Origin of the sequence: Izhakiella australiensis, assembly GCF_002006995.1 — a bacterium.
In the GTDB taxonomy this organism is placed as follows: domain Bacteria; phylum Pseudomonadota; class Gammaproteobacteria; order Enterobacterales; family Enterobacteriaceae; genus Izhakiella; species Izhakiella australiensis.
Genome location: NZ_MRUL01000014.1, coordinates 33,751 through 53,283, shown reverse-complemented (window position 1 = coordinate 53,283; position 19,533 = coordinate 33,751). Strand labels below are relative to the sequence as shown.

24 protein-coding genes are annotated in these 19,533 nt (G+C 52.7%); 8 read left to right on the top strand and 16 right to left on the bottom strand.

Going from position 1 to position 19,533, the window contains the following annotated elements:
• Positions 1-27: 27 nt before the first annotated feature.
• Positions 28-438: a putative T6SS immunity periplasmic lipoprotein gene (locus tag BTJ39_RS17545; protein WP_078003982.1), complete on the bottom strand. Its 411-nt coding sequence runs from the start codon at positions 436-438 to the stop codon at positions 28-30.
• Positions 439-759: 321 nt separating this feature from the next.
• On the opposite strand from BTJ39_RS17545, the gene BTJ39_RS17540 reads away from it, so the two are divergent.
• A complete protein-coding gene (locus BTJ39_RS17540) occupies positions 760-1,140 on the top strand; it encodes a hypothetical protein (protein ID WP_139356374.1) in 381 nt (126 codons plus the stop codon).
• A gap of 129 nt (positions 1,141-1,269) precedes the next feature.
• Positions 1,270-1,869 carry a pentapeptide repeat-containing protein gene (locus BTJ39_RS17535; protein ID WP_078004035.1) on the top strand — a complete coding sequence of 200 codons (600 nt, stop codon included), beginning with the start codon at positions 1,270-1,272 and terminating at the stop codon, positions 1,867-1,869.
• A gap of 64 nt (positions 1,870-1,933) precedes the next feature.
• Here the strand turns inward: BTJ39_RS17535 and BTJ39_RS17530 are convergent, their stop codons facing one another.
• Positions 1,934-2,596 carry a YecA/YgfB family protein gene (locus tag BTJ39_RS17530; protein WP_078003980.1) on the bottom strand — a complete coding sequence of 221 codons (663 nt, stop codon included), beginning with the start codon at positions 2,594-2,596 and terminating at the stop codon, positions 1,934-1,936.
• Positions 2,597-2,876: 280 nt separating this feature from the next.
• On the opposite strand from BTJ39_RS17530, the gene BTJ39_RS24905 reads away from it, so the two are divergent.
• The 4 genes from BTJ39_RS24905 to BTJ39_RS17515 all read left to right on the top strand — a co-directional run bounded on the left by BTJ39_RS24905 (position 2,877) and on the right by BTJ39_RS17515 (position 5,589).
• On the top strand, positions 2,877-3,017 hold the full coding sequence (locus BTJ39_RS24905; protein WP_176110358.1) for a hypothetical protein: 141 nt from the start codon (positions 2,877-2,879) through the stop codon (positions 3,015-3,017).
• A gap of 92 nt (positions 3,018-3,109) precedes the next feature.
• A complete protein-coding gene (locus tag BTJ39_RS17525) occupies positions 3,110-3,964 on the top strand; it encodes a DMT family transporter (protein ID WP_078003979.1) in 855 nt (284 codons plus the stop codon).
• 148 nt (positions 3,965-4,112) lie between these two features.
• On the top strand, positions 4,113-4,631 hold the full coding sequence (locus tag BTJ39_RS17520; RefSeq protein WP_078003978.1) for an RcnB family protein: 519 nt from the start codon (positions 4,113-4,115) through the stop codon (positions 4,629-4,631).
• 370 nt (positions 4,632-5,001) lie between these two features.
• Positions 5,002-5,589, top strand: coding sequence for a Slp family lipoprotein (locus BTJ39_RS17515; RefSeq protein ID WP_176110356.1), 588 nt, complete (start codon positions 5,002-5,004; stop codon positions 5,587-5,589).
• A gap of 35 nt (positions 5,590-5,624) precedes the next feature.
• Here the strand turns inward: BTJ39_RS17515 and BTJ39_RS17510 are convergent, their stop codons facing one another.
• Entirely contained in the window at positions 5,625-5,849 is a 225-nt protein-coding gene (locus BTJ39_RS17510; protein WP_078003976.1) for a hypothetical protein, read from the bottom strand.
• A 717-nt stretch (positions 5,850-6,566) separates the two neighbouring features.
• Positions 6,567-7,268: a pirin family protein gene (locus tag BTJ39_RS17500; protein WP_078003974.1), complete on the bottom strand. Its 702-nt coding sequence runs from the start codon at positions 7,266-7,268 to the stop codon at positions 6,567-6,569.
• A 127-nt stretch (positions 7,269-7,395) separates the two neighbouring features.
• On the opposite strand from BTJ39_RS17500, the gene BTJ39_RS17495 reads away from it, so the two are divergent.
• A complete protein-coding gene (locus tag BTJ39_RS17495) occupies positions 7,396-8,301 on the top strand; it encodes a LysR family transcriptional regulator (protein ID WP_078003973.1) in 906 nt (301 codons plus the stop codon).
• A gap of 70 nt (positions 8,302-8,371) precedes the next feature.
• Here the strand turns inward: BTJ39_RS17495 and BTJ39_RS17490 are convergent, their stop codons facing one another.
• From BTJ39_RS17490 to BTJ39_RS17440, 11 genes are all read right to left on the bottom strand, one after another.
• A complete protein-coding gene (locus BTJ39_RS17490) occupies positions 8,372-9,361 on the bottom strand; it encodes a glutathione S-transferase family protein (RefSeq protein WP_078003972.1) in 990 nt (329 codons plus the stop codon).
• Positions 9,362-9,442: 81 nt separating this feature from the next.
• Positions 9,443-9,835, bottom strand: coding sequence for a DoxX family protein (locus BTJ39_RS17485; protein WP_078003971.1), 393 nt, complete (start codon positions 9,833-9,835; stop codon positions 9,443-9,445).
• Between the two features lie 204 nt (positions 9,836-10,039).
• Positions 10,040-10,324, bottom strand: a complete 285-nt coding sequence (locus tag BTJ39_RS17480; RefSeq protein ID WP_078003970.1) for a YqjK-like family protein — start codon at positions 10,322-10,324, stop codon at positions 10,040-10,042.
• Positions 10,324-10,716 carry a phage holin family protein gene (locus tag BTJ39_RS17475; protein WP_078003969.1) on the bottom strand — a complete coding sequence of 131 codons (393 nt, stop codon included), beginning with the start codon at positions 10,714-10,716 and terminating at the stop codon, positions 10,324-10,326. The genes BTJ39_RS17480 and BTJ39_RS17475 overlap by 1 nt, the downstream gene beginning before the upstream one ends.
• A gap of 2 nt (positions 10,717-10,718) precedes the next feature.
• Positions 10,719-11,024: an ElaB/YgaM/YqjD family protein gene (locus tag BTJ39_RS17470; protein ID WP_078003968.1), complete on the bottom strand. Its 306-nt coding sequence runs from the start codon at positions 11,022-11,024 to the stop codon at positions 10,719-10,721.
• A 49-nt stretch (positions 11,025-11,073) separates the two neighbouring features.
• Positions 11,074-11,448, bottom strand: coding sequence for a DUF1090 domain-containing protein (locus BTJ39_RS17465; RefSeq protein ID WP_078003967.1), 375 nt, complete (start codon positions 11,446-11,448; stop codon positions 11,074-11,076).
• 136 nt (positions 11,449-11,584) lie between these two features.
• Positions 11,585-11,965 (bottom strand): EnvZ/OmpR regulon moderator MzrA, encoded by a 381-nt coding sequence (gene mzrA / locus BTJ39_RS17460; RefSeq protein WP_176110354.1) that lies wholly within the window; start codon positions 11,963-11,965, stop codon positions 11,585-11,587.
• Positions 11,965-12,648 carry a DedA family protein gene (locus tag BTJ39_RS17455; RefSeq protein ID WP_078003966.1) on the bottom strand — a complete coding sequence of 228 codons (684 nt, stop codon included), beginning with the start codon at positions 12,646-12,648 and terminating at the stop codon, positions 11,965-11,967. Before BTJ39_RS17455 ends, mzrA begins: the two co-directional genes overlap by 1 nt.
• A 712-nt stretch (positions 12,649-13,360) precedes the next feature.
• Positions 13,361-14,605, bottom strand: coding sequence for a serine/threonine transporter SstT (gene sstT / locus BTJ39_RS17450; protein WP_078003965.1), 1,245 nt, complete (start codon positions 14,603-14,605; stop codon positions 13,361-13,363).
• Positions 14,606-14,802: 197 nt separating this feature from the next.
• Entirely contained in the window at positions 14,803-15,774 is a 972-nt protein-coding gene (locus BTJ39_RS17445; protein WP_078003964.1) for a TerC family protein, read from the bottom strand.
• A gap of 225 nt (positions 15,775-15,999) precedes the next feature.
• Positions 16,000-17,001: a Gfo/Idh/MocA family protein gene (locus BTJ39_RS17440; RefSeq protein WP_078003963.1), complete on the bottom strand. Its 1,002-nt coding sequence runs from the start codon at positions 16,999-17,001 to the stop codon at positions 16,000-16,002.
• A 175-nt stretch (positions 17,002-17,176) separates the two neighbouring features.
• Between BTJ39_RS17440 and BTJ39_RS17435 the strand changes: the two genes are divergently transcribed.
• Positions 17,177-18,868 (top strand): chloride channel protein, encoded by a 1,692-nt coding sequence (locus BTJ39_RS17435; protein WP_078004033.1) that lies wholly within the window; start codon positions 17,177-17,179, stop codon positions 18,866-18,868.
• A gap of 105 nt (positions 18,869-18,973) precedes the next feature.
• Here BTJ39_RS17435 and BTJ39_RS17430 read toward each other — a convergent pair whose 3' ends face one another.
• Positions 18,974-19,276 (bottom strand): hypothetical protein, encoded by a 303-nt coding sequence (locus BTJ39_RS17430; protein WP_078003962.1) that lies wholly within the window; start codon positions 19,274-19,276, stop codon positions 18,974-18,976.
• Positions 19,277-19,533: the final 257 nt, after the last annotated feature.

Below are 19,533 nucleotides of genomic sequence, written 5' to 3'. Positions count from 1 at the left end.
TCTTATCTTTACTGGCCGGGGGGCTGCTCAGGGCGAGTCCTGTCCCAGCGACGTTGTTACACCATCTTGTTTCCAGGTAAAACGCGCGGTAAAAATTCGAGTGCTGGGATAGTCACCTTTCTCCAGCCGCTGCGCTGATTGCAGATCGATTTTCCAGGTATAGGTTTTACCGGACTGGTAGGTATAGGGTGGCGCTGGCAGACAGTCATTGCTGCTGACTTGTGGCTGCGGGTAAAATTCTTTCATCATGCCGCCGCCGGTGTTATTCCCTTCGTAGATAAATATGCTGCGAACCTTCTCGTCGCCCTGTGGGTTTATCTTCACGCAAAGTTGGTTATTGATAACCGCAGCCTGAGCCTGAAGGTCTGGCGATACCGGACGCTGGCTCTGGCAGGCTGCAAGCAGGATGCAGGGAAGTAAAAACACGATTTTTTTCACGAGGCACCCCTTAATGAAGTCGCGGCGATGGGATTGATCATTATGCCGCCGGCGATGGTGTGCCGGCGGGGATCATATTATCATAACGTGCTTTCATCGCTGTTCTGAATAACTTGTAGTTTCAACCTGTTACAGAACGTAAAGTCGGTTAACCCTCTGCTGGCTACCACAGATTCTGAGGCGAAAGGCCGCGTCCTCACTGCGATATCCAGACGCCTGTGGCAGGCTTATGCGTATCTGCCGCGCCGATCCCGGCAATAAATATTTATGAGAATGACCGGGCTGGTAGTAATATTACCGTCTAAGAATTTTCTTAACCTGATGGGTTTTACTATGTTTCGGCGAGTTGCTCTATTCATGCTGGCTGTATTGCCGTTTTTCGCGCTAGCTGATAGTACCGGGTATTATAAAGCAGTCCATTCGAACAGCCAGTTTGTGGTCCACGGCGATTCGATTAGTACCATTGAAAATAATAAAGAAAGAACGATTGTTTGCCGTGGCTATAAGCAAAATGATTCTATTACTGATGACGGTACGCCATATACTTCTCTGGACTGGAACAAGTGCAGCAAGTCATTGTTAATTTCTTTTGTGATTTATAACCCTAAAGTTAATCCTGACCCGGTTATTTTTCTATTCGACAATAAAGGCAAATTAATCTGGAAGGATCAGGTTGTTAATACCGCTAACATTGCAGAATAATTACAGAAATTATTAATTCGGCCCGGCGCAGCGCGGGTTATGATAAATGGCCATACGTTTGGTCTGGCGCTCTCGTGCGCTGAGCGTTATATTGCATCGCGTTTTCCCGGACAAATTTTGGCAAACGCGATGAATAAACTAGCCAGCAATGAAGACTATTTCAGAGAATCCTTCCAACGGCTGGATCTAAGGTCGGGTAACCTTGAAAACGCCCGCTTTGAGGAGTGCGAATTCAGCCACTGCGACTTTACCTCCACGCGCTTTTCCCGCTGTAAATTTACCGACTGCCGCTTTACTCACTGTAATCTTAGCCTGGTCGAAATGTCAGCCGCGCGTTTGTATGCCCTCAGCTTTGAGGAATGCAAACTGAGTGGCATCGACTGGACGGGGGCAAGCTGGCCTGAATACAACCTTGAGGCCGATTTGCACTTCAGCAAAAGTATTCTGACCAGCGGTTCTTTTTTTGGTCTGGCGCTGCGGGGACTCAAAATGGATCAATGCCTGCTGCAGGGCGTTGATTTTCGCGAATGCGATCTTAGCAACGCTGAAATGGTCGGCTGTGACTTAACCGGCAGCCTGTTTAATAAAACCACTCTGCGCGCGGCGGATCTCACCGACTCGTGGAATTTCACTATTGACGTAATGAATAATACGCTGAGCGGGGCGAAGTTCTCCCGCTATGAGGCTCTGGCGCTGCTGGAGAGTCTGGGAATTGAACTGGTAGATTAATCGCAGCGGCGCGGGTACTCACTGAGCGCCGCGGCGATAGCTTTTTGCGCTCTGTCCGGCGCGATTAGTGCAGGCAGCACTGCTTGTATTTTTTGCCGCTACCGCACGGGCAGGGATCGTTCCTGCCGGGGCGGTTACCCAGCACTATGGGTTGCTCCGGCGCCTGCTCTGGTTGTGATACCCAGTAGCTATGCAGCGCAATGGCGGCCGGGCGAATGGCTTCAATACTCTGCGCCATCTCCTCAGGAGATAAATCATCAAGCCGCTCAAAGTTTTCCTCTGTGCCATGCAGGGCAATAGTCTCTAAGGCCGGTTGCAGCTGCGGCGGCAGCGATGACCAGTCGCGCAGCGCGACGCCGCGCATGTAACCGAAGCACCACTCCTCGGCGATGGTAAACTCCTGCCCGTCCATTTCACGTACGCCAAACAGCGGATCAAACTGGTCGGAATAGTGATTCAGGCGATCGGCGATATCGTTCATATGCTGAAAACTGAGATCGAGAAAGCGCGACATTTCCCGCTCGTTGCTCCATGACGGCAGTTTTTTCTCTCCTCCCCACAGGGCGACCAGCCATTCGCTGGGAGGGACTACCGTCGGGCCGGACAAAATGGCGGTTAACATGCCGTCCAGCTCGGCGACATCAAGAATTGAGTCATCATTGCCGTATTTTTCCAGCAATTCTTCGAGCCATTGCAGCTCTTTGTCAGTTAATGGACCTTCTTTCATACAGACGCCTCCCGACATCATGGGTGCTAATCGTGGCAGACAGGCGCCGGGCTTATTGCCGATCAGAGGGCCAGCTGCACCCAACACGCCGTTGATTCAACGAGTTTACTATTTATCGATAAAACTTGCGCTGGCTACGCCCGCTAAAAAATGCCGTGCTCTGTTAATCGGTGCCTTCTTTGCTCTACAGCGGTTTGTTTGTCCGGCTATTTCTATTGCGCAATTGTAAATCGGATGTTAGCCTGGATATCCATTCATTTTATTCAGGGTATGCCCACTAATGCGCCAGCTTGTCCCAACCTTAAAAGATGCAACCCAAGTGGTGAAGTCATCCGTTATGGTGGACGTGGCCTGCCCGGTGATGATGCTTCCTGTTGCAGCCTGCCCGCCGCCGCCGTTGATGCTTACGCGAGTGGTTTAAAGCCACTTCCCGCTTTTCACAGGCACTGGTTCTTGCTGATGCTGGCTGTCAGCCAGCCGGTGACGGTTAGGTTTTAACAGGATGTAAATTCTATGCGTTTTTTAACTCTTCCGCTGGCCTCATTCGCGCCAGCAATGCTGTTCGTTTTGCTATGGGGCAGCGCGGCGATTTTTACCCGATGGGGGCTGGATCACGGCTCCGCGCTTGCCTTGCTGATTTGCCGTTTCACTCTGGCTCTGATTACGCTGCTGTTGATGGGGCTTTATCGCCGCCGCTGGCTGCCCGATTCGGGGACGCGCTTGCAGGTGGCGGTGACCGGCTTTTTACTAATTGGCTGCTACGCCATGTGCTACTTTGAGGCGATGGCTTTCGGCATTACGCCTGGTCTGATAGCCACCATTATGGGAATTCAACCGCTGCTTACCCTTTGCCTGGTGGAGCGGATTTTTAATCCGCTGCGGCTGTGTGGCCTGCTAATTGCGCTGGCAGGGCTGGTGCTGGTGGTGTTGCAAAGCCTGCTGGTTTCACACTTCAGCGCATTGGGCGTTGCTCTGGCGCTGGCGGCGCTGTTTTGTATGACGGTAGGCGCAATCCTGCAAAAGCGTAACTCACAGCCGCCAGGTAATCAGCTGCCGCTGCAATATGGGGTTAGCCTGCTGTCATGTCTGGTTCTTCTGCCGTTTCAGTCGTTTCATACCGACGGCAGCTGGGGGTTTTTTATTCCGGTTATCTGTCTGGGATTAGGCATTTCGGTACTGGCCCAGCTGCTGCTGTATCGCATGTTACGCAGCGGCAACATCGTTAACGTGACCAGTTTGTTCTATCTGGTTCCCGCCGTTACGGCTGCGTTGGATTATCTGCTGTTAGGGAATGCTATGCCGTGGAGTAGTCTGCTGGGTATGCTGGCGATTCTGGGGGGCGTGGCGCTGGTTTTCCGCTTCAGATAGCGGCAGGCGGCCTGAAAAGGCCGCCTTAAACACACTTGTTTACTTTTAGCTTGAATAAGTCTGGTCATCCTGGGCTGGTTGCGGCTATAACTGTCTGTCACAATGAGGTGTTTGTGCGGCATGATGGCCGTAAGTGATGGGAGAGGTTATGCATAAGACTAAAAAGGCGCTGTTTACCGCCTTAATTTTTTCCGCGGTATTACCGTTAACGTCCTGCGCCAAGGCCAGCAATGAACAGGCTGAGGGACAGCAGGCTGCACCGGTTGATCAGGCTCAGAGCGATGCCAGTCAGCAGAACAATGCGCAAAACGATGCGGCGCAGGCGCCGACTCAGCAGCAGCAGGCAGAACAGCCGCAGTCTTTGCCGCACAGCGTGCAGGAGCAAAACGGCGCGACGCCGGGAGACAGCCACGAACAAGTGCCTGGCCCGCAAAACGATTACGAAGTTAAAACGTTCTTCGCTGATTACAAGAAATACACCATCGGCGATATCGTTCCGCAGCTCTATCGCACCAAACCTTATTACATTACTGATTACAAAGTTCGTCATTTGCCAGCGCCGCAGCCGGATAGCCACTGGACCTATATGGGCGGCAACTACGTGCTGATCAGTAATGCCGAGGGGAAAATCCTGCAGGCCAAAGCGGGCGATATTTTCTATCACTGATCCATCCCGTCATCTTTCCGGGGCGCAATATTATTGCGCCTTTTTTTATGGCTGATATTGTCGCCTGAAAGCGGTGACGCTCAGTATAACGACGGTGTTTTAGTTAACCATTCAGGTAACGAGGGTGATGACGTTGCCTTATTACGCTGAAACTAAAATTCATAAAAAGAAAGATAATATCGTTTAACTTTATGTTAATTAAAAAGCCTGTCTGCACCGCTGTTTTCGTGCTGACAGTGACGTAAGTTTTTCTTGCTTAACAACGGTGTCAAAGTCGCTAACGGCATAATAATTCTCTGCATGGCGGCTCAGGCTAAGTTGACCCGGTTAATGGGGAACGTTAACGGCTACTAATTTAAGGTAAATGGAATTGAAAAAGTTATTATTGCCCGTCCTGATGTCAGGTTTTATTGTTACCGGATGTTCAACAATACCCAAAAACATTGGCGGAAACAGCGGGCTGGTTTCTGCGGCTAATTATAGTCAAATATATGGCAATCCAGCCCAGTATAAAGGGCAGGAAGTTCGAATTGGCGGTAAAGTATTAAACGTTATTAACCACAAGAACGAAACGCTGTTTGAAATTGCCGTTCTGCCTTTAGATAAAGCGGCCAGGCCCGATGTCGACCAGCCTTATCAGGGGCGCGTGATGGTCAAAAAGGCGGGATTTATCGATCCCCTGACGCTTAAAAATCGTCTGGTGACCGTGCTGGCTACGGTAGCCGGTAGCGAACAAGGCGAGGTGGGTAAGGCAAAATACAGGTTTATCATGCTGGATATGTTGGGCTATCAGGTCTGGCACATTAAAGAGAGCCTGATACCAATCGATAGCTGGAATTATGGATTTGGTCCTTACTGGAACTATGGCTGGTCTGCGTATCCTTACCCTTATGCTATGGATTGGGGCTGGTATCCGATGCGGACGTCTTTTCAGGTCGAGAAAAGCATAGTCAAATAATATGCGTAAAAGCGGCCGGACGGCCGCTTTGGCGTTCATCCGCTGGCAGCGATGTTTGATTTCTCTCTCACCTGGGTAAGAGAGATCGTGGCAGGAACAAACTCATCGGGCGTTTCTGCAATGTCGGCACTGTTTAATGTCAGCGTGTGAGCGTCTCCATTTATATGAACGGGTTGTGGCTGGAGCGGAACTGACTGAGCGGCGGAAAAAAAAGAGATACCAAGAAAGATTCCACCTGTTAATACATCTGCAATTCTCATACTAACTTTTTCCTCAATGACCTTTCGGTATCCAGTAACCTACCGGACAAAAAATTTATTTTTGTCAGGATAAGATAAAGATGTTTTGGCAGTTATGGTGATTTTTATCGGTTAGAAAAAGCCTGGGCGCGGCATTGAAATACAGCTGATTAGCATGTTTACGTATGCTTCAGATAGCGATGAGGGATTTTTTTCTGCACGCTTGTCAGACACCGATGGTTGTTTAACGCTTATTCTGCGCAGGAGATTTATCATCCGCAGATAAATCCTTTTGTAGACGGGCGTATCCTTTTATGTCGATAAAATAAAAGCCGGCTTATGTTGCAGGTTGGAGGCTGGGGTAACGTTTTCGTAATATCCCTGGCACAGGGGAAGAATAATTTGTTTACTTTCCTTCAGGCAGATTTTAACCGTACCCTGACACGTAATAATGACTAAGGCGCTAATAGTAAGTATTAACATCGTTAGCATGATTCTTTTTATTTTCATTTGCTGCTGCGGCGTATTATTTGTAGGTGGGCATGTTAATCTTTTTAGCCGGGACAGACTACAGTTTATTATTTGTTTAGAGAAGAATCCCTTATATTTAGCTTTTTTTCCTGAAATAGTTTGATTTTAGTCAACCCGGTTGCTGAACGCTAAAATGCCCATTTGCCGGGTTGGCCGCTGCGACCTTTGCCTGATACGCCGTGGGGAAGTGAAGGGGGGCTAAAACCATTAAACCGGCAGATCGATTACCAGCGCTCGCGTCGGGGTGCTGGCAACCAGCTCGAGATGATTTTCTTCGCCAATAAATGCGCCATCGCCGCAGACCAGCCGCTGAGCGGCTGACGCCGGTGTTTGCACCTGCAGTGAACCGTGAATTGATTGCAGATAAGCGCGCGGTCCATGCAACTGGATGGTATAGCGCTCGCCTTTCGCCAGCGTTAAATGATGGATCCACACCTGCTGACGTAATTGCAGGCTAGCGCTGCTCCCTTCCGGCGAAGCCAGTAGCAAATAGGGGGCGGGAAGAGTGCTGATGCGCTGCACCAGGCGGTTCTCGCGCTGCGGGCAGGCATCAAGCCATAGCTGCATACGCGTCAGCGAGGCGGTTTTACTCAGGTTGTGCTCGCTATAACTCACTCCCGGCTGCGTTGCCAGCAGCAGCGCTTCGCCGGTTTGGGCCACCGTGTGATTGCCTTCGCTGTCGCGGTATTGTGCTTCGCCCTGCAAAATAATATTGAGCACGTCAACGTTGGGATAGGTGCGCGGTTGGAAAGATGCCCCCGGAGCCAGCACCTCCTGATTGAGTACGCGCAGCGATGCATAGCCCAGCAGTTTTGGGTCAAAGTAGTGTCCAAAGGAAAAGCTGTAGCGGGCCTGCAACCAGCCGTAGTCGGCCTTACCGCATTCGTTCGCTGCTCGACTGGTAATCATAATATCCTCCTGCTGGTCGCATGCTTGTGCACGACCATGAATAATTCCATGGTAAGTTTCTGGACGTTGGAATGTTAGCCAGTTAATCTGCTCGCTATATTCAAATTTCCTGACAGAGACAGCTGTTATGGCAAAAGATCGGGCGCTGACCCTCGAAGCGCTGCGCGTAATGGATGCCATTGATCGGCGCGGCAGCTTTGCCGCGGCTGCCGATGAACTGGGGCGGGTACCCTCGGCGCTAAGCTACACCATGCAAAAACTGGAAGAAGAACTGGACGTGGTGCTGTTCGATCGTTCAGGGCACCGCACCCGCTTTACTAACGTCGGCCGGATGCTGCTGGAGCGCGGCAGAGTCCTGCTGGAAGCGGCGGACAAGCTCACCACCGATGCCGAGGCGCTGGCGCGCGGCTGGGAAACGCATCTGACTATTGTTGTCGAAGCCCTGGTGCCGACCGAGCTGCTGTTTCCGCTGGTTGATAAGCTGGCGACCAAATCCAGCACGCAGATTTCACTGATGACCGAGGTGTTAGCCGGCGCCTGGGAGCGCCTTGAGCAGGGGCGCGCGGATATTGTGATCGCGCCGGATATGCATTTTCGCGCTTCGTCGGAGATCAACACGCGCAAGCTGTTTAGCATGATGAGCGTCTACGTTGCCAGCGCCGACCATCCGATCCATCAGGAGCCGGAGCCGCTTTCTGAGGTTACCCGGGTTAAATATCGCGGCATTGCGGTGGCGGACACCGCGCGTGAGCGCCCGGTGCTTACCGTTCAGCTGCTGGATAAGCAGCAGCGCCTGACCGTCAGCAGCATGGAAGATAAGCGGCGGGCTTTATTACAGGGGCTGGGCGTGGCAACCATGCCCTGGCCAATGGTAGAGCAGGACATTGCCGAAGGGCGGCTGCGGGTAGTCAGCCCGGAATATACCCGTGAGGTAGATATTATTATGGCCTGGCGGCGCGATAGCATGGGCGAGGCGAAGGCATGGTGCCTGCGCGAGATCCCAAAGCTATTGGCCCGGCGTCAGACGGGCTGACAAGCAGAGTGGCTGGCTGAAAGCATCGCGTTAACGGCTATCAGCCAGCGACTAAGCAGAAGGTCAGCGTTTAGACCGGAAAGCGTTCATCCCGGCCATGTGGCTCCAGCCAGTTAAACGCGGGGCCCACGGAAATGATGCCGTGAGGATTAATGGTGCCATGGCTGCGATAGTAATGATTACGGATATGAGCCAGATCGACGGTGTCGGCAACGCCGGGCATCTGGTAGATTTCACGCAGGAAACCGTTGAGATTCAGATAGTCGCCGATGCGAAATTTATCGCACTTAAAGTGGGTGACGTAAACCGGATCAAAGCGCACCAGCGTCGTCCACAGTCGTAAATCCGCCTCCGTCAGGCGACTCCCGGTCAGATAGCGATGCTGCCCCAGCATTTGCTCAAGCCTTTCAAGGGAGGAGAAAAGCGCGCCGACCGCCTCGTCATATGCTTGCTGGCTGGTCGCAAATCCACTTTTGTAAACGCCGTTATTCACCGAGTTATAAACCCAGCCGTTAATCTCATCGATTTTTTGCCGCAGCGTGTCAGGATAATAATCCCCGGCGCGTGCGCCGAGCGCATCAAAGGCGCTGTTCAGCATACGCATAATATCGGCGGACTCATTGCTGACGATGGTGTGACGCTGCTTATCCCAGAGAACGGGAACCGTTACCCGCCCGCTGTAGTGGGGATCGGCATGCAGGTAAAGCTGATATAAAAATTCGTGCTGATAGAGGCTATCTCCGGTGGCGCCGGGAAAATCATCGGCAAAGGTCCAGCCATTTTCCAGCATCAGGGGATGGACTACCGAGACATCGATCAGCTTCTCCAGGCCCTTTAACCGACGCATCAGCAGCGTACGGTGCGCCCAGGGGCAGGCGAGTGAAACGTACAGATGATAGCGGTCTTTTTCCGCTTTAAAACCGCCTTCGCCATCAGGGCCTGCGGCACCGTCCACCGTAACCCAGTTGCGAAAAGCGGACTCGCTGCGTTTGAAGCGCCCGCCGGTAGCCTTTGTGTCATACCAGGTATCATGCCAGACACCGTCAATTAACTGGCCCACATCGCTCTCCTTTTCGCAATAACGAAAAATCCTTCCGACGTCAGGCGTCGGAAGGTGACTTTCAGAGTATAGACGGCAACGTTACCACTTTTTATTTAATGCGCGGTCAATGCTCCAGGCGCCGGGACCGGTGAAAAACAGCAGCAGATAACCGCCGGCTATCACCAGGTTTTTCATAAAGTTAATATTGTTGCCCGCCACCGAGAAATCGCTATGGAAAATCAGCGCGGTTAACACGGCGAAGACCGCAGTAATAATGGCCGTGGTACGGGTGAGGAAACCAAACAGGATCGCCAGGCCGCCGCCAAATTCCAGTAAAATAGTCAGCGGCAGCAAGATACCGGGTACGCCCATATGTTCCATGTACTGCTGGGTCTGTCCGTAGCCGACGATTTTTCCCCAGCCCGCGACGATAAACAGAATGGACATCAGGATGCGCGCAACGGTAAAGCCTGCATCTTCTAATTTTTTCATCTACTACCCCAATCAATCAAAATGCGAGCTGACTTCGGGTCAGCCGTTCAAGGCAGCGTCTGACGACTTTCAGAGGTCAGCATGCTGGTGTGTGATGATGATAAGGGCCAGGGGGCAGGTATTGTAAGCAAGTTATACTGCAGGACTTTGTCAAAAATATTGATGCAGGGCGTGCGGGGTAAAACGCACGCCCTGAGTGAGGCGTTATCGCTGCGGCAGGTTGCTGCGTATCAGTCGCCAGGTGCTCCAGACGCCGAGTCCGCGTTTAAACCAGCGGCCCATACGCCGGGGATGGCGTACTGACCAGATGGCCGCCAGGCTGCTGCCGATGGCGATGTAGCGGCGTAGCGACATCAGCCTGAGCCAGCTGCGGTCATAGCGGGCGGTAGCATACTCCCAGTCGCGACATTCCGCGCTGAGATCAAGCCGCTGCTGCTGAACCAGCCGCAGCAGGTCTGCTTTTCGCTGCTCACGCTCGCGGCGGCTCATTACTCTTTCTCCAGCAGTTGGCGATCGTTTTCCAGCTCTTTGCGCGTTGCGCGCAGCAGGCTGGATTTACGTGATTTCGCCAGCGTCCACAGGCCAAAGATCAGCGCTAAGGCAAATAGCACCGCCGTGGTGATAGCAATCGCCATCAGCCGGTACTGGGCATCAACGGCCCAGATGATCAGCACCATCAGGCTCATCAAGCCAAAAGCAGTAAACAGCATGGTGAGGCCAATCATCAGCAGCATCTGAATCAGATTGGCTTTTTCCTCTTCCAGCTCGACTACTGCCAGGCGCACGCGCGTTTCCACTATCCCCACCAGCGTGGTGATAATACGCTGGCCTATGGAAATGACCCCTTTGCCGGGGCCCTGATTTTGCTGTAAGTCAGTCATAGTTAACGACGCGCTATCAGAATGCCGATGATAACGCCGACCGCTGCGCCTATGCCTGCGCTGGTCCAGGGGTTTTCCCGGACGTAGCCATCAGCGCGGTCGGCGACTTCGCGTGAGGTCTGCGCCAGGCGCTCGCCTGAATCACCCAGGCGCGCACGGGTGTCTTTCAGCGCGCTCTGCGCTTTAGAACGCAGCTTATCCAGCTCACCTTTTGACTTATCAGTCGAATTGTTCAGTACTTCTTCAAGGGTATCCGCCAGGTTTTTCAATTCAGCGCGCAGATTTTCTGAGGTTGTATCTTTAGCCATAAAATGCTCCTTGATAAATAAATAATATCCGAATCCAGATGAAGCTCACTTACCAGGATGAAGACTCCAGCTTCTTCAGTTCACTGCGGGCTTCGGTGAGTTTATGTTCGCGTTTCTCAATCTTGCTGCGATCGTCTCCCTTAGCACGCTCTTCGGCCAGCTCATGTTCACGCTCTTTAACTTTAGCACGCTGTGCGGCAATTTTTTCCTGATGCGCACTGCGTAGCTTTTTATCACTGCAGTTTGACTGCGCTTCGGTTAGCGCGCGTTCAAGGCCATTGACCCGACGCTGATTGTTGTGTTTTTTAGCCAGTTCGATTTCATGCTTGATGGCGTCGGCTTTTTGCTGGCATAGCGAATCTGAAGCCTGCGCGACACCGGCCAGCATAAACAGTGAAGCCGCAGCAATTAGGCAGTATTTCATGACTGATTTCCTTGTAATGATGACGACAATAGTCGGCACAGATTCCCAGAGACGTCGCTTTTTCAATTCGTTAAAGCATAGTCACTAATTTAACAAACCACAAAAGTGAGAAAAGCGCCGCGGCGCGATAGAGGATTCAGGTACGTTGAGTGATTTGGCTGCTTTGGCCTTCGGCTGAGACCGCGCCCTCCAGTTGACCAATGTCAAAACCATAGGGAAGAAGCTGTCGCAGTAAGCGCTCGGCTGCCACGCTTTGTTCAGGAGAATCAAAGCGTATTACCAGTGAATCACGATCGGGGGTAATGCTTTTAATGTGGATACCGTGTTCGTTCAGACGTTGATAAACATAGAAGCCATCGGGCAGCATTATCCCCTGGCTACTGGCGCGAATCTGTATCCCGTTGTCGCTGCGCACCATTGAGGGAAACACGACGAGCGCAAAGATTAACACCAGTCCGATAAACAGCCAGGGGAGTTGCCGCGAGCGGATAAGCCCCGGCATTTTTAACAGGTTCATTATGAGTTTCCTTTCTCATTCGGTTGCGATGCGGTGCGTCTTTTACGCCAAATCATCAGCAGTGAACCGCATAATCCGATCACCAATAGTATGAGCGGAAGCAGCATCAGTCCGCACATTAGCTGGTCTTCGTAGCGACGAAACAACGGCGTTTTACCCAGAGCGAAGCCGAGCAGGGTCAAAATCAGCACCCACAGCAGGCCGCTCATCCAGTTGAAAAACTGAAAGCGCGTATTGCTCAGGCCGGAAAGACCGGCAAGGGTTGGCAGCAGGGTGCGAACAAACGCGATAAAACGCGCGATAAGCAGTGCTGAAAGGCCATGACGATGAAACAGATTATGGGCGCGTTGATGATACTGAGCGGGCAGATGCGTCAGCCATTTTTGCACAATTCGGGTATTACCCAGCCAGCGTCCCTGAAGATAACTAACCCAGCAGCCGAGGCTGGCGCCAGTGGTGAGAATAAATAAGGTCAAAGGAAAACTTAACGTACCTTTGGCGATCAGTACGCCAACCAGAATTAACAGGCTGTCGCCGGGGAGAAAGGCGGCAGGAAGCAAGCCGTTTTCCAGAAACAAGATGATAAACAAAACGATATAGATTGCCCATACCAGCGATGGGTCCGCCAGCGTCACGAAATCCTGATGCCACAGGGCATAGAACAGAGATTTAAGAGTTTCCATTAACGGGCATTCCTGACTGCGTATTCCTCAATCGACCTGAAAAGAGCAGAAGTCACTTTATTGCTGCTCTCAGCGCGCGTAGATCGATCATTATGCAAATTATGAAGCGAGACGTTATTAACGTTGTTACTTAACACCATTAGTAAGAAAAGCTGTCTGACTGTAACAAATCGCGGGCCAGTGCGACAGCTAAAGCTGAGTCAGTTTCTTGTTTTTACCGTTTGATAACCGGAAGCCAAAGGAGTTTTACACAGGCTGACATTTTGTATACTTTCTGACGCCATAACGCCCGCTTATTGCCAGGTAAAGTATTACTTTTGCCGTCTGGCGATAGTTAATTAGATCAGAGCGGCAATTTGGTCAGACTTTACCTCTTCTGTAGCGACCTCCGCAGGTATGACTAAGGCTAACCCGGTATACTGGCAGCATTTTCCCTGCTTATTGGTTGGGTGTGCGACGGTGATAACATCGCGCTCTGATATTGCCTTTTAGCCTGCTGCAGGCAGCGTGGCTGTCTGTTAGTCAGCGTTTCTGAGGTTCTGCGGGTCACGCTCCCAGCGTTCGCTGCTATTACCGACTCTTTGCTCACCAACCGATGACGGTAAACCGCCTGACGCGGGCAAAATTATTTTGCGTTTGTATAGGTAATATTTAATTAGGCTGGCGTGGGCAGGAGATGACCAGCCGCCCCCGGCAGGGACGGCCCGATCGCTTAATAGTTGATTTCGGCCTGCTGCTTACGCTGGTCGCTGATGCAGGCGGCGGCGGTAAACAGAATATCCGCTGAAGAATTTAGCGCGGTTTCTGAAGAGTCCTGTAACACGCTAATAATAAAACCAATGGCGACGACCTGCATGGCGATATCATCAGGAATGCCAAACATGTTGCAGGCAACCGGTACCAGCAGTAACGACCCGCCCGCTACGCCGGAGCAGCCGAAGGCGCAGAGGGACGCAACCACGCTGAGCAGTATTGCCGTCGGCAGATCAACGTGGATGCCCAGGGTATTGACCGCCGCCAGCGTCAGGGTGGTAATGGTGATCGCCGCGCCGGCCATGCTGATATTGGCGCCGAGCGGAATGGCAACCGAGTAGGTGTCTTCATCAAGGTTAAGCTTTTTCGCCAGCGCCAGGTTTACCGGAATATTCGCGGCGGAGCTGCGGGTGAAGAAGGCGGTGACGCCGCTTTCGCGCAGGCAGGTAAACACCAGCGGATAGGGGTTGCGGCGAATCTTCCAGTAAACCAGCAGCGGGTTAATTACCAGCGCCATCAGCAGCATGCATCCCAGTAACAGCGCCAGCAGATGGGCATAGCCCCACAGCGTAGCAAAGCCGGTATCGGCGAGAATCGAGGCAACCAGGCCGAAAATTCCCAGCGGAGCGCAGCGGATGACCACGCGCACCAGCCAGGTTACCGCCACAGAGGCATCTTTCAGTACCGTGCGGGTGGTGTCACTGGCGTGCCGGAAGGCCAGCCCGAGACCGATTGCCCACACCAGGATGCCGATATAGTTCGCCTCCATCAGCGCGCTAACCGGATTAACCACCATATTCAGTAACAGACCCTGGATAACGTCCAGTATCCCCGACGGCGGCGTGATTTGCTGATTCACGCTTTTCAGCACCAGAAATTGCGGCATCAGGTGGCTCATCACCACCGCCACGGCCGCCGCGCAGAAGGTGCTGAGTAAATAGAGAATGACCACGTGGCGAACGCTGGTTTTTTGTCCGGGCTGGTGGCTGGCGATGGATGCTATCACCAGCATCAGCACTAACAGGGGGGCGACCCCTTTTAGCGCGCTGACGAACAGCGTTCCCAGGATACCTACCGCATGAGCGGCTGGCTGTGAAATGGCGGCCAGCGCGATGCCAGCCAGTAGTCCAATCAGAATTTGTTGAATGAGGCTTCCCTGAAACAGGCGCTGCCGCCAGTTTTGTCCTTTGTTATCTGCTTGCATGTCTGAACCAAATTGTTATGAAAATAATGCGCTCAGCCCGCGTGGAGGGCGGACTTTACGCAGCGTGTTTGCGCGAGAAAGTATAAGGAATTGAGGCGATGAGGGAAGGGCAGGCAACAATTTTTACGCAATAAGTCCGGTAAAAATGCGCGGATCGTGCAGAGATGCCAATTTTTATCAGCATCTCTGCCGGTGGGTTAAGCCTGTGACTTCAGGCGATCGCGGCGGCGATTTACCATCAGGTTCAGCAGCAGGGTCAGCAGCAAAATCAGGGCCACTACGCTGAGTGAGACGCTCACCGGTAGCGGATAAACATCCATTAGCAGCATCTTGATACCGATAAAAACCAGTACCAGCGCCAGACCATATTTCAGCAGCGGGAAGCGATCTGCCACACCGGCCAGTAGAAAATACATTGCCCGCAGACCGAGAATGGCGAACAGGTTTGAGGTCAGCACGATAAAAGGGTCGGTAGTGACGGCAAAAATTGCCGGGATGCTGTCAACGGCGAAGATGACGTCGCTCAGCTCGACCATAATGAGCGCCAGCAGCAGCGGGGTGGCAAACAGCAGCCCGTTGCGGCGAATGAAAAATTTTTCGCCGTGCAGCTCATCGGTCATGCGCAAATGTTTACCCAGCCAGCGTATCAGCCTGGTATCGCCTGCCGTCTGAGCATTATCGTGCTTAGCCAGCGCCATTTTGGCACCGGTAAACAGCAAAAAGGCACCGAACAGATAAAGTATCCAGTGGAATTGCATTACCAGCCAGCTACCGGCAAATATCATCAGGGTGCGCAGCACAATGGCGCCGAGGACACCATAAACCAGCACCCGCCGCTGCAACCCGGCAGGAATCTTGAAATAGCTGAACAGCATCAGCCAGACAAAGACGTTATCCACCGCCAGCGCTTTTTCCAGCAGCCAGCCGGTGAGGAAAGCCGTGCTTTGCGTATTGGCCACCATTCGGCCCTGGCTGTCGTCAAGATACCACCAGAACGCGGCGGCGAAGAGCAGGGTGAGAGAGATCCACAGTAAAGACCAGATGGCGGCTTGCTTTACCGACATGCCGGGCTGGTCGCTGCGGCGTTGTAAAAAAAGATCTATTGCCAGCATCAGTATGACGATGACGCTAAAACAACCCCACAGCAGGGGTGTGCCTATGGTATTCATGGGCGAGTCCTGTAAAAAGTAAAACGGCCAGCATCAGAAGACGCCAGCCGCACTTTTCACGCATGACCTTGCCTTCCGGCAAGGTCTCACTCACAATCGGTTGATTGCCTGGTCACCGGAAGCCTGAGCATTCGTAATGACGATGAACCAGTTAGGAGTTACTCCCCTTTGCTATTGCTGACATTAGTGCCTGTCGGCACAAAGGTCAATGACTACCAGATAGCTTTACACAACGGCGTCTTGCGGAACGTCATCCGCCGGGAATTTCACCCCGGTCTGGCGACGAATCTCGCTCAGCAATGCTGCGGTAATGCGTGAGGTGACCAGCCCGGCGTGATTAACCTCGTTGTTTTCTACCAGCCCGGCAAAGGTTTGAGCTTCATACAGCATGGTATTGATATGCTGAGGCTGGCTCAGATCCTGCGGCTGCTTGCCGCTGCGGGGAATGAATTGCAGCCGCTGGCATTCAGGCAGCATCTCAATCACCAGGCTGCCCGCCTCGCCCTGAATTTCACTGGGCAGCGTGCTCTGACTGACCTTCGAATGCAAAATGGTTACGTCAAAGTCGCCATAGCTCATCACCACGCTGCCATGACCATCGACGCCGCTGGCCAGCAGCGATGCCTGCGCGTGCAGATGCTGGGGTTCTCCCCACAGGCTAACCGCGCTGGCAAGGCAGTAATAGCCGATGTCCATAATCGAGCCGTTGGAAAACGCCGGGTTGAAGGTATTCGGATTTTCACCGTCCAGATAACGCTGATAGCGTGACGAATACTGACAGTAATTGAATAGCACCTTGCGCAGCTTACCTGCCAGCGGCAGCTGCTGCATCAGCATATGAAAATTTGGCAGGCTGGCTGTTTTAAATGCCTCGAACAGCACCACCTGGCTGCTGCGGGCGCAGGCGATCATCGCCTCCACTTCGCGCAGATTCGACGCCAGCGGCTTTTCACAGATAACGTGCTTGCCGTGGCGCATAAAGAGCAGCGCCTGCTCGCAGTGCATTGAGTTTGGACTGGCGATATACACCGCATCGACGTCAGGAGACTGCGCCAGCGAGGTAAGCGAAGTAAACAGATGTTCGACCGGGTAATCGTTACTGACGGTGCGGGCCTGTTCAAGGGTGCGCGAATAGATGGCCGTCAGCTTCATTTTGCCACTTTCATGGGCGGCATCGACAAACTGGCGGGTAATCCAGTTGGTTCCTACAATGGCAAAGCGGATCATAGCCTGTTCCGGTTACGGTTATTTGGCGTTCCAGAGTAGCACGCGGCGTCATCAGCGCAATGTTGTTGCAAAGAGGGACATGATAACGATCATAAAGCCCGGCGCTTTTTCTGTATTACTCTGTTGCAATATATTCATTCTGAATAGTTTTTTTCTGACGGGATTCGCGGGCGGTATGAGCATAAGCGGTAGACATATTCTTAACTGGACCTCCATTCTGGTGGCTATTCCCATTGGGATGCTGGGGGCAATGGCAACGCTGCTGTTCCGCGCGCTGATTGAAATTTTAACCCGCCTGATCTTTGGCTCCGGCGACGATATTACCCACGCGGTGCTATCGCGGCCGTGGTACAGCTGGCCGCTGATTGTCGGCGCGGGTGGTCTGGCGGCGGGCTTTTTCCTGCGCTATGCAACGCGCCTTGAGCAGCAGCAGACCGCCAGGACCGATTATCTTGAAGTGATCAACGCCCGCCTTGATGCGGTGCCAACCCGCACCTCGCTGTTCCGCGCGCTTTCTTCGCTGTTTAGCGTCAGCAGCGGCGCTTCCCTTGGTAAAGAGGGGCCGATGGTGCAGCTGGCGGCGCTGGCAGGCAGCCTGGCTGCCCGGGTTATCCAGCGTCCGTTGAAGCTGAAAAACAGCGATGTTGTGGCGATGGCCGCTGCTGCCGGCCTGGCGTCGGTTTATCACGCGCCGCTGGCTTCCGCTATTTTTGTCGCCGAAATTGCCTTTGGCATTTCCGCGTTGCAGCGGCTGATCCCGCTGGTGGTTTCCGCCGGGGCGGCGGTGCTCACCATGTGGATGCTGGGTTACACCTCTGCGCTGTATCCTCTGTCTGCGGTGCATTTCGACATTAGCTTTAGCAGCATGCTGTTAACCGTGGTGGTGGGATTGGTATCAGGCCTGGCCGGCTGGGTGATTATCCGGCTCATTGCGTCGAGTAAGCGTCGGTTCGCGACCATTACCAGTCTGCCTCTGCGCCTCGGCCTTGGCGGGCTGGCGGTTGGCGTACTGGCCATCGGGTCAACGGATATTCTCGGTAATGGCTATGAAGTGATCGTGCGCATTATGTCCGGCGATTTCGTTTTGAAAACGCTGCTGGTTTTGTTTGGCCTTAAGCTGGTGGCGACGGCGCTTTCTGTCGGCTCCGGCGCGGTAGGCGGTATGTTTACACCCTCGCTGATGCTGGGGGCGATGACCGGCGGAATTGTTGCGCTGTTTGCTAATCTGGCGGGAATGCCGGTCAATAACAGTCTGGTCTTCGCTGCTATTGGTATGGGGGCCGTACTGGCCGCCGTCAGCCAGGCACCGCTGATGGCAATGTTGATGGTGCTGGAAATGACGTTTAACAGCAGCCTGCTGTTTCCCACCATGATAGCCTGCTGCCTGGCGTCAATGACGGTGTATCGCTTACAGTCTGCCAGCACCTATCCTTTGGTCACCGAGCACCTCAATCGCGCCGATGCCTGGTTCGATTTTGATAACAGCATCATTGCACAATATATTGTTGCGGGTGCGGCGCTTCATCCGCAGGATTCGGTGGGTAAAGCGCTGGCGGTTAGCTCAATTAAACGCGAACGCTTTGTTTATATCATTGATGAGCAGGGTACTTTTCTGGGGGCAGTATCAATCCACGACATTTCGCACCAGGTTCTGGATAAAGCCATTACCCTCGACTCTCCGGTCAACTGCGTGATGGACAGCGATTTCCCGGTGGTCTTTGAGTATCAGACCGTTCGCCAGGGATGGGATATCTTCTCCGGTATCTCGCTGGAGCGCTTGCCGGTGCTGAATAATTCCGAAGAGCGTAAATACCTGGGGGCGATCAGCAAAACCAGCCTGATTCAGAAGACCAAAACCTTTATCTAATGATTCCGCTCCAGACGCCGCCCCGCAGGTGAACGTCGCCTGACAAGACAAACCATTAGCTTCAGAGCCAGCTGAAGGCTACCGTGCCTTCCGCTGGCTGTATTCCTAATCAAGGGAATAAGTAAGCGTGTAATTTGATGCATTAAATCGGTAATCGAGTTTTTTCATGTCATCTTCCGGATCCGCTGTATTTTTTCGCGCAAGCGGGATGCTTTCGTCGATATTGTCTTGTTCGTCATCACTGAAAAGCGGAACGTTATCAAACAGATGATTATCATCGACGCACTCTGCAAATTCGTCAGACGCGCCGTGAAAGGTTGAAATGTTATTATCAGCCTGATCAGGCGGGTTATTTAAGTTAATTTTGGGGGATACATTAACGCTATTATTCTCAGCGCAGGCGCGCAAATAAGATTTCGCTCTGAGTTCAATATCTGAATGTAAGGCAGAATTTTTTATGGTGTCGGGCCGCGAGTTTGACGCTGAAAAATTCAGCCCCTGGAAGACGTTACCGTGCCGGTTAAGCGGATTATGGAGTGCGGGTCACACCGTGCTGGTTAATTTTTAATGACGTGGCTTTTACTGAATTAATCTTTGATGCAAAATTACATTTAATCGATGATTTATCTGAAACCTTGTGAAATGAATCATCATGATTCACAGTC

Excerpts from the sequence above, each read along its gene's own strand:
- BTJ39_RS17540 (WP_139356374.1), top strand. The coding sequence starts at position 760 with ATGGGTTTTACTATGTTTCGGCGAGTTGCTCTATTCATGCTGGCTGTA.
- BTJ39_RS17535 (WP_078004035.1), top strand. The coding sequence starts at position 1,270 with ATGAATAAACTAGCCAGCAATGAAGACTATTTCAGAGAATCCTTCCAA.
- BTJ39_RS17530 (WP_078003980.1), bottom strand. The coding sequence starts at position 2,596 with ATGAAAGAAGGTCCATTAACTGACAAAGAGCTGCAATGGCTCGAAGAA.
- BTJ39_RS24905 (WP_176110358.1), top strand. The coding sequence starts at position 2,877 with ATGCGCCAGCTTGTCCCAACCTTAAAAGATGCAACCCAAGTGGTGAAG.
- BTJ39_RS17525 (WP_078003979.1), top strand. The coding sequence starts at position 3,110 with ATGCGTTTTTTAACTCTTCCGCTGGCCTCATTCGCGCCAGCAATGCTG.
- BTJ39_RS17520 (WP_078003978.1), top strand. The coding sequence starts at position 4,113 with ATGCATAAGACTAAAAAGGCGCTGTTTACCGCCTTAATTTTTTCCGCG.
- BTJ39_RS17510 (WP_078003976.1), bottom strand. The coding sequence starts at position 5,849 with ATGAGAATTGCAGATGTATTAACAGGTGGAATCTTTCTTGGTATCTCT.
- BTJ39_RS17500 (WP_078003974.1), bottom strand. The coding sequence starts at position 7,268 with ATGATTACCAGTCGAGCAGCGAACGAATGCGGTAAGGCCGACTACGGC.
- BTJ39_RS17495 (WP_078003973.1), top strand. The coding sequence starts at position 7,396 with ATGGCAAAAGATCGGGCGCTGACCCTCGAAGCGCTGCGCGTAATGGAT.
- BTJ39_RS17485 (WP_078003971.1), bottom strand. The coding sequence starts at position 9,835 with ATGAAAAAATTAGAAGATGCAGGCTTTACCGTTGCGCGCATCCTGATG.
- BTJ39_RS17480 (WP_078003970.1), bottom strand. The coding sequence starts at position 10,324 with ATGAGCCGCCGCGAGCGTGAGCAGCGAAAAGCAGACCTGCTGCGGCTG.
- BTJ39_RS17475 (WP_078003969.1), bottom strand. The coding sequence starts at position 10,716 with ATGACTGACTTACAGCAAAATCAGGGCCCCGGCAAAGGGGTCATTTCC.
- BTJ39_RS17470 (WP_078003968.1), bottom strand. The coding sequence starts at position 11,024 with ATGGCTAAAGATACAACCTCAGAAAATCTGCGCGCTGAATTGAAAAAC.
- BTJ39_RS17465 (WP_078003967.1), bottom strand. The coding sequence starts at position 11,448 with ATGAAATACTGCCTAATTGCTGCGGCTTCACTGTTTATGCTGGCCGGT.
- mzrA (WP_176110354.1), bottom strand. The coding sequence starts at position 11,965 with ATGAACCTGTTAAAAATGCCGGGGCTTATCCGCTCGCGGCAACTCCCC.
- BTJ39_RS17455 (WP_078003966.1), bottom strand. The coding sequence starts at position 12,648 with ATGGAAACTCTTAAATCTCTGTTCTATGCCCTGTGGCATCAGGATTTC.
- sstT (WP_078003965.1), bottom strand. The coding sequence starts at position 14,605 with ATGCAAGCAGATAACAAAGGACAAAACTGGCGGCAGCGCCTGTTTCAG.
- BTJ39_RS17445 (WP_078003964.1), bottom strand. The coding sequence starts at position 15,774 with ATGAATACCATAGGCACACCCCTGCTGTGGGGTTGTTTTAGCGTCATC.
- BTJ39_RS17440 (WP_078003963.1), bottom strand. The coding sequence starts at position 17,001 with ATGATCCGCTTTGCCATTGTAGGAACCAACTGGATTACCCGCCAGTTT.
- BTJ39_RS17435 (WP_078004033.1), top strand. The coding sequence starts at position 17,177 with ATGAGCATAAGCGGTAGACATATTCTTAACTGGACCTCCATTCTGGTG.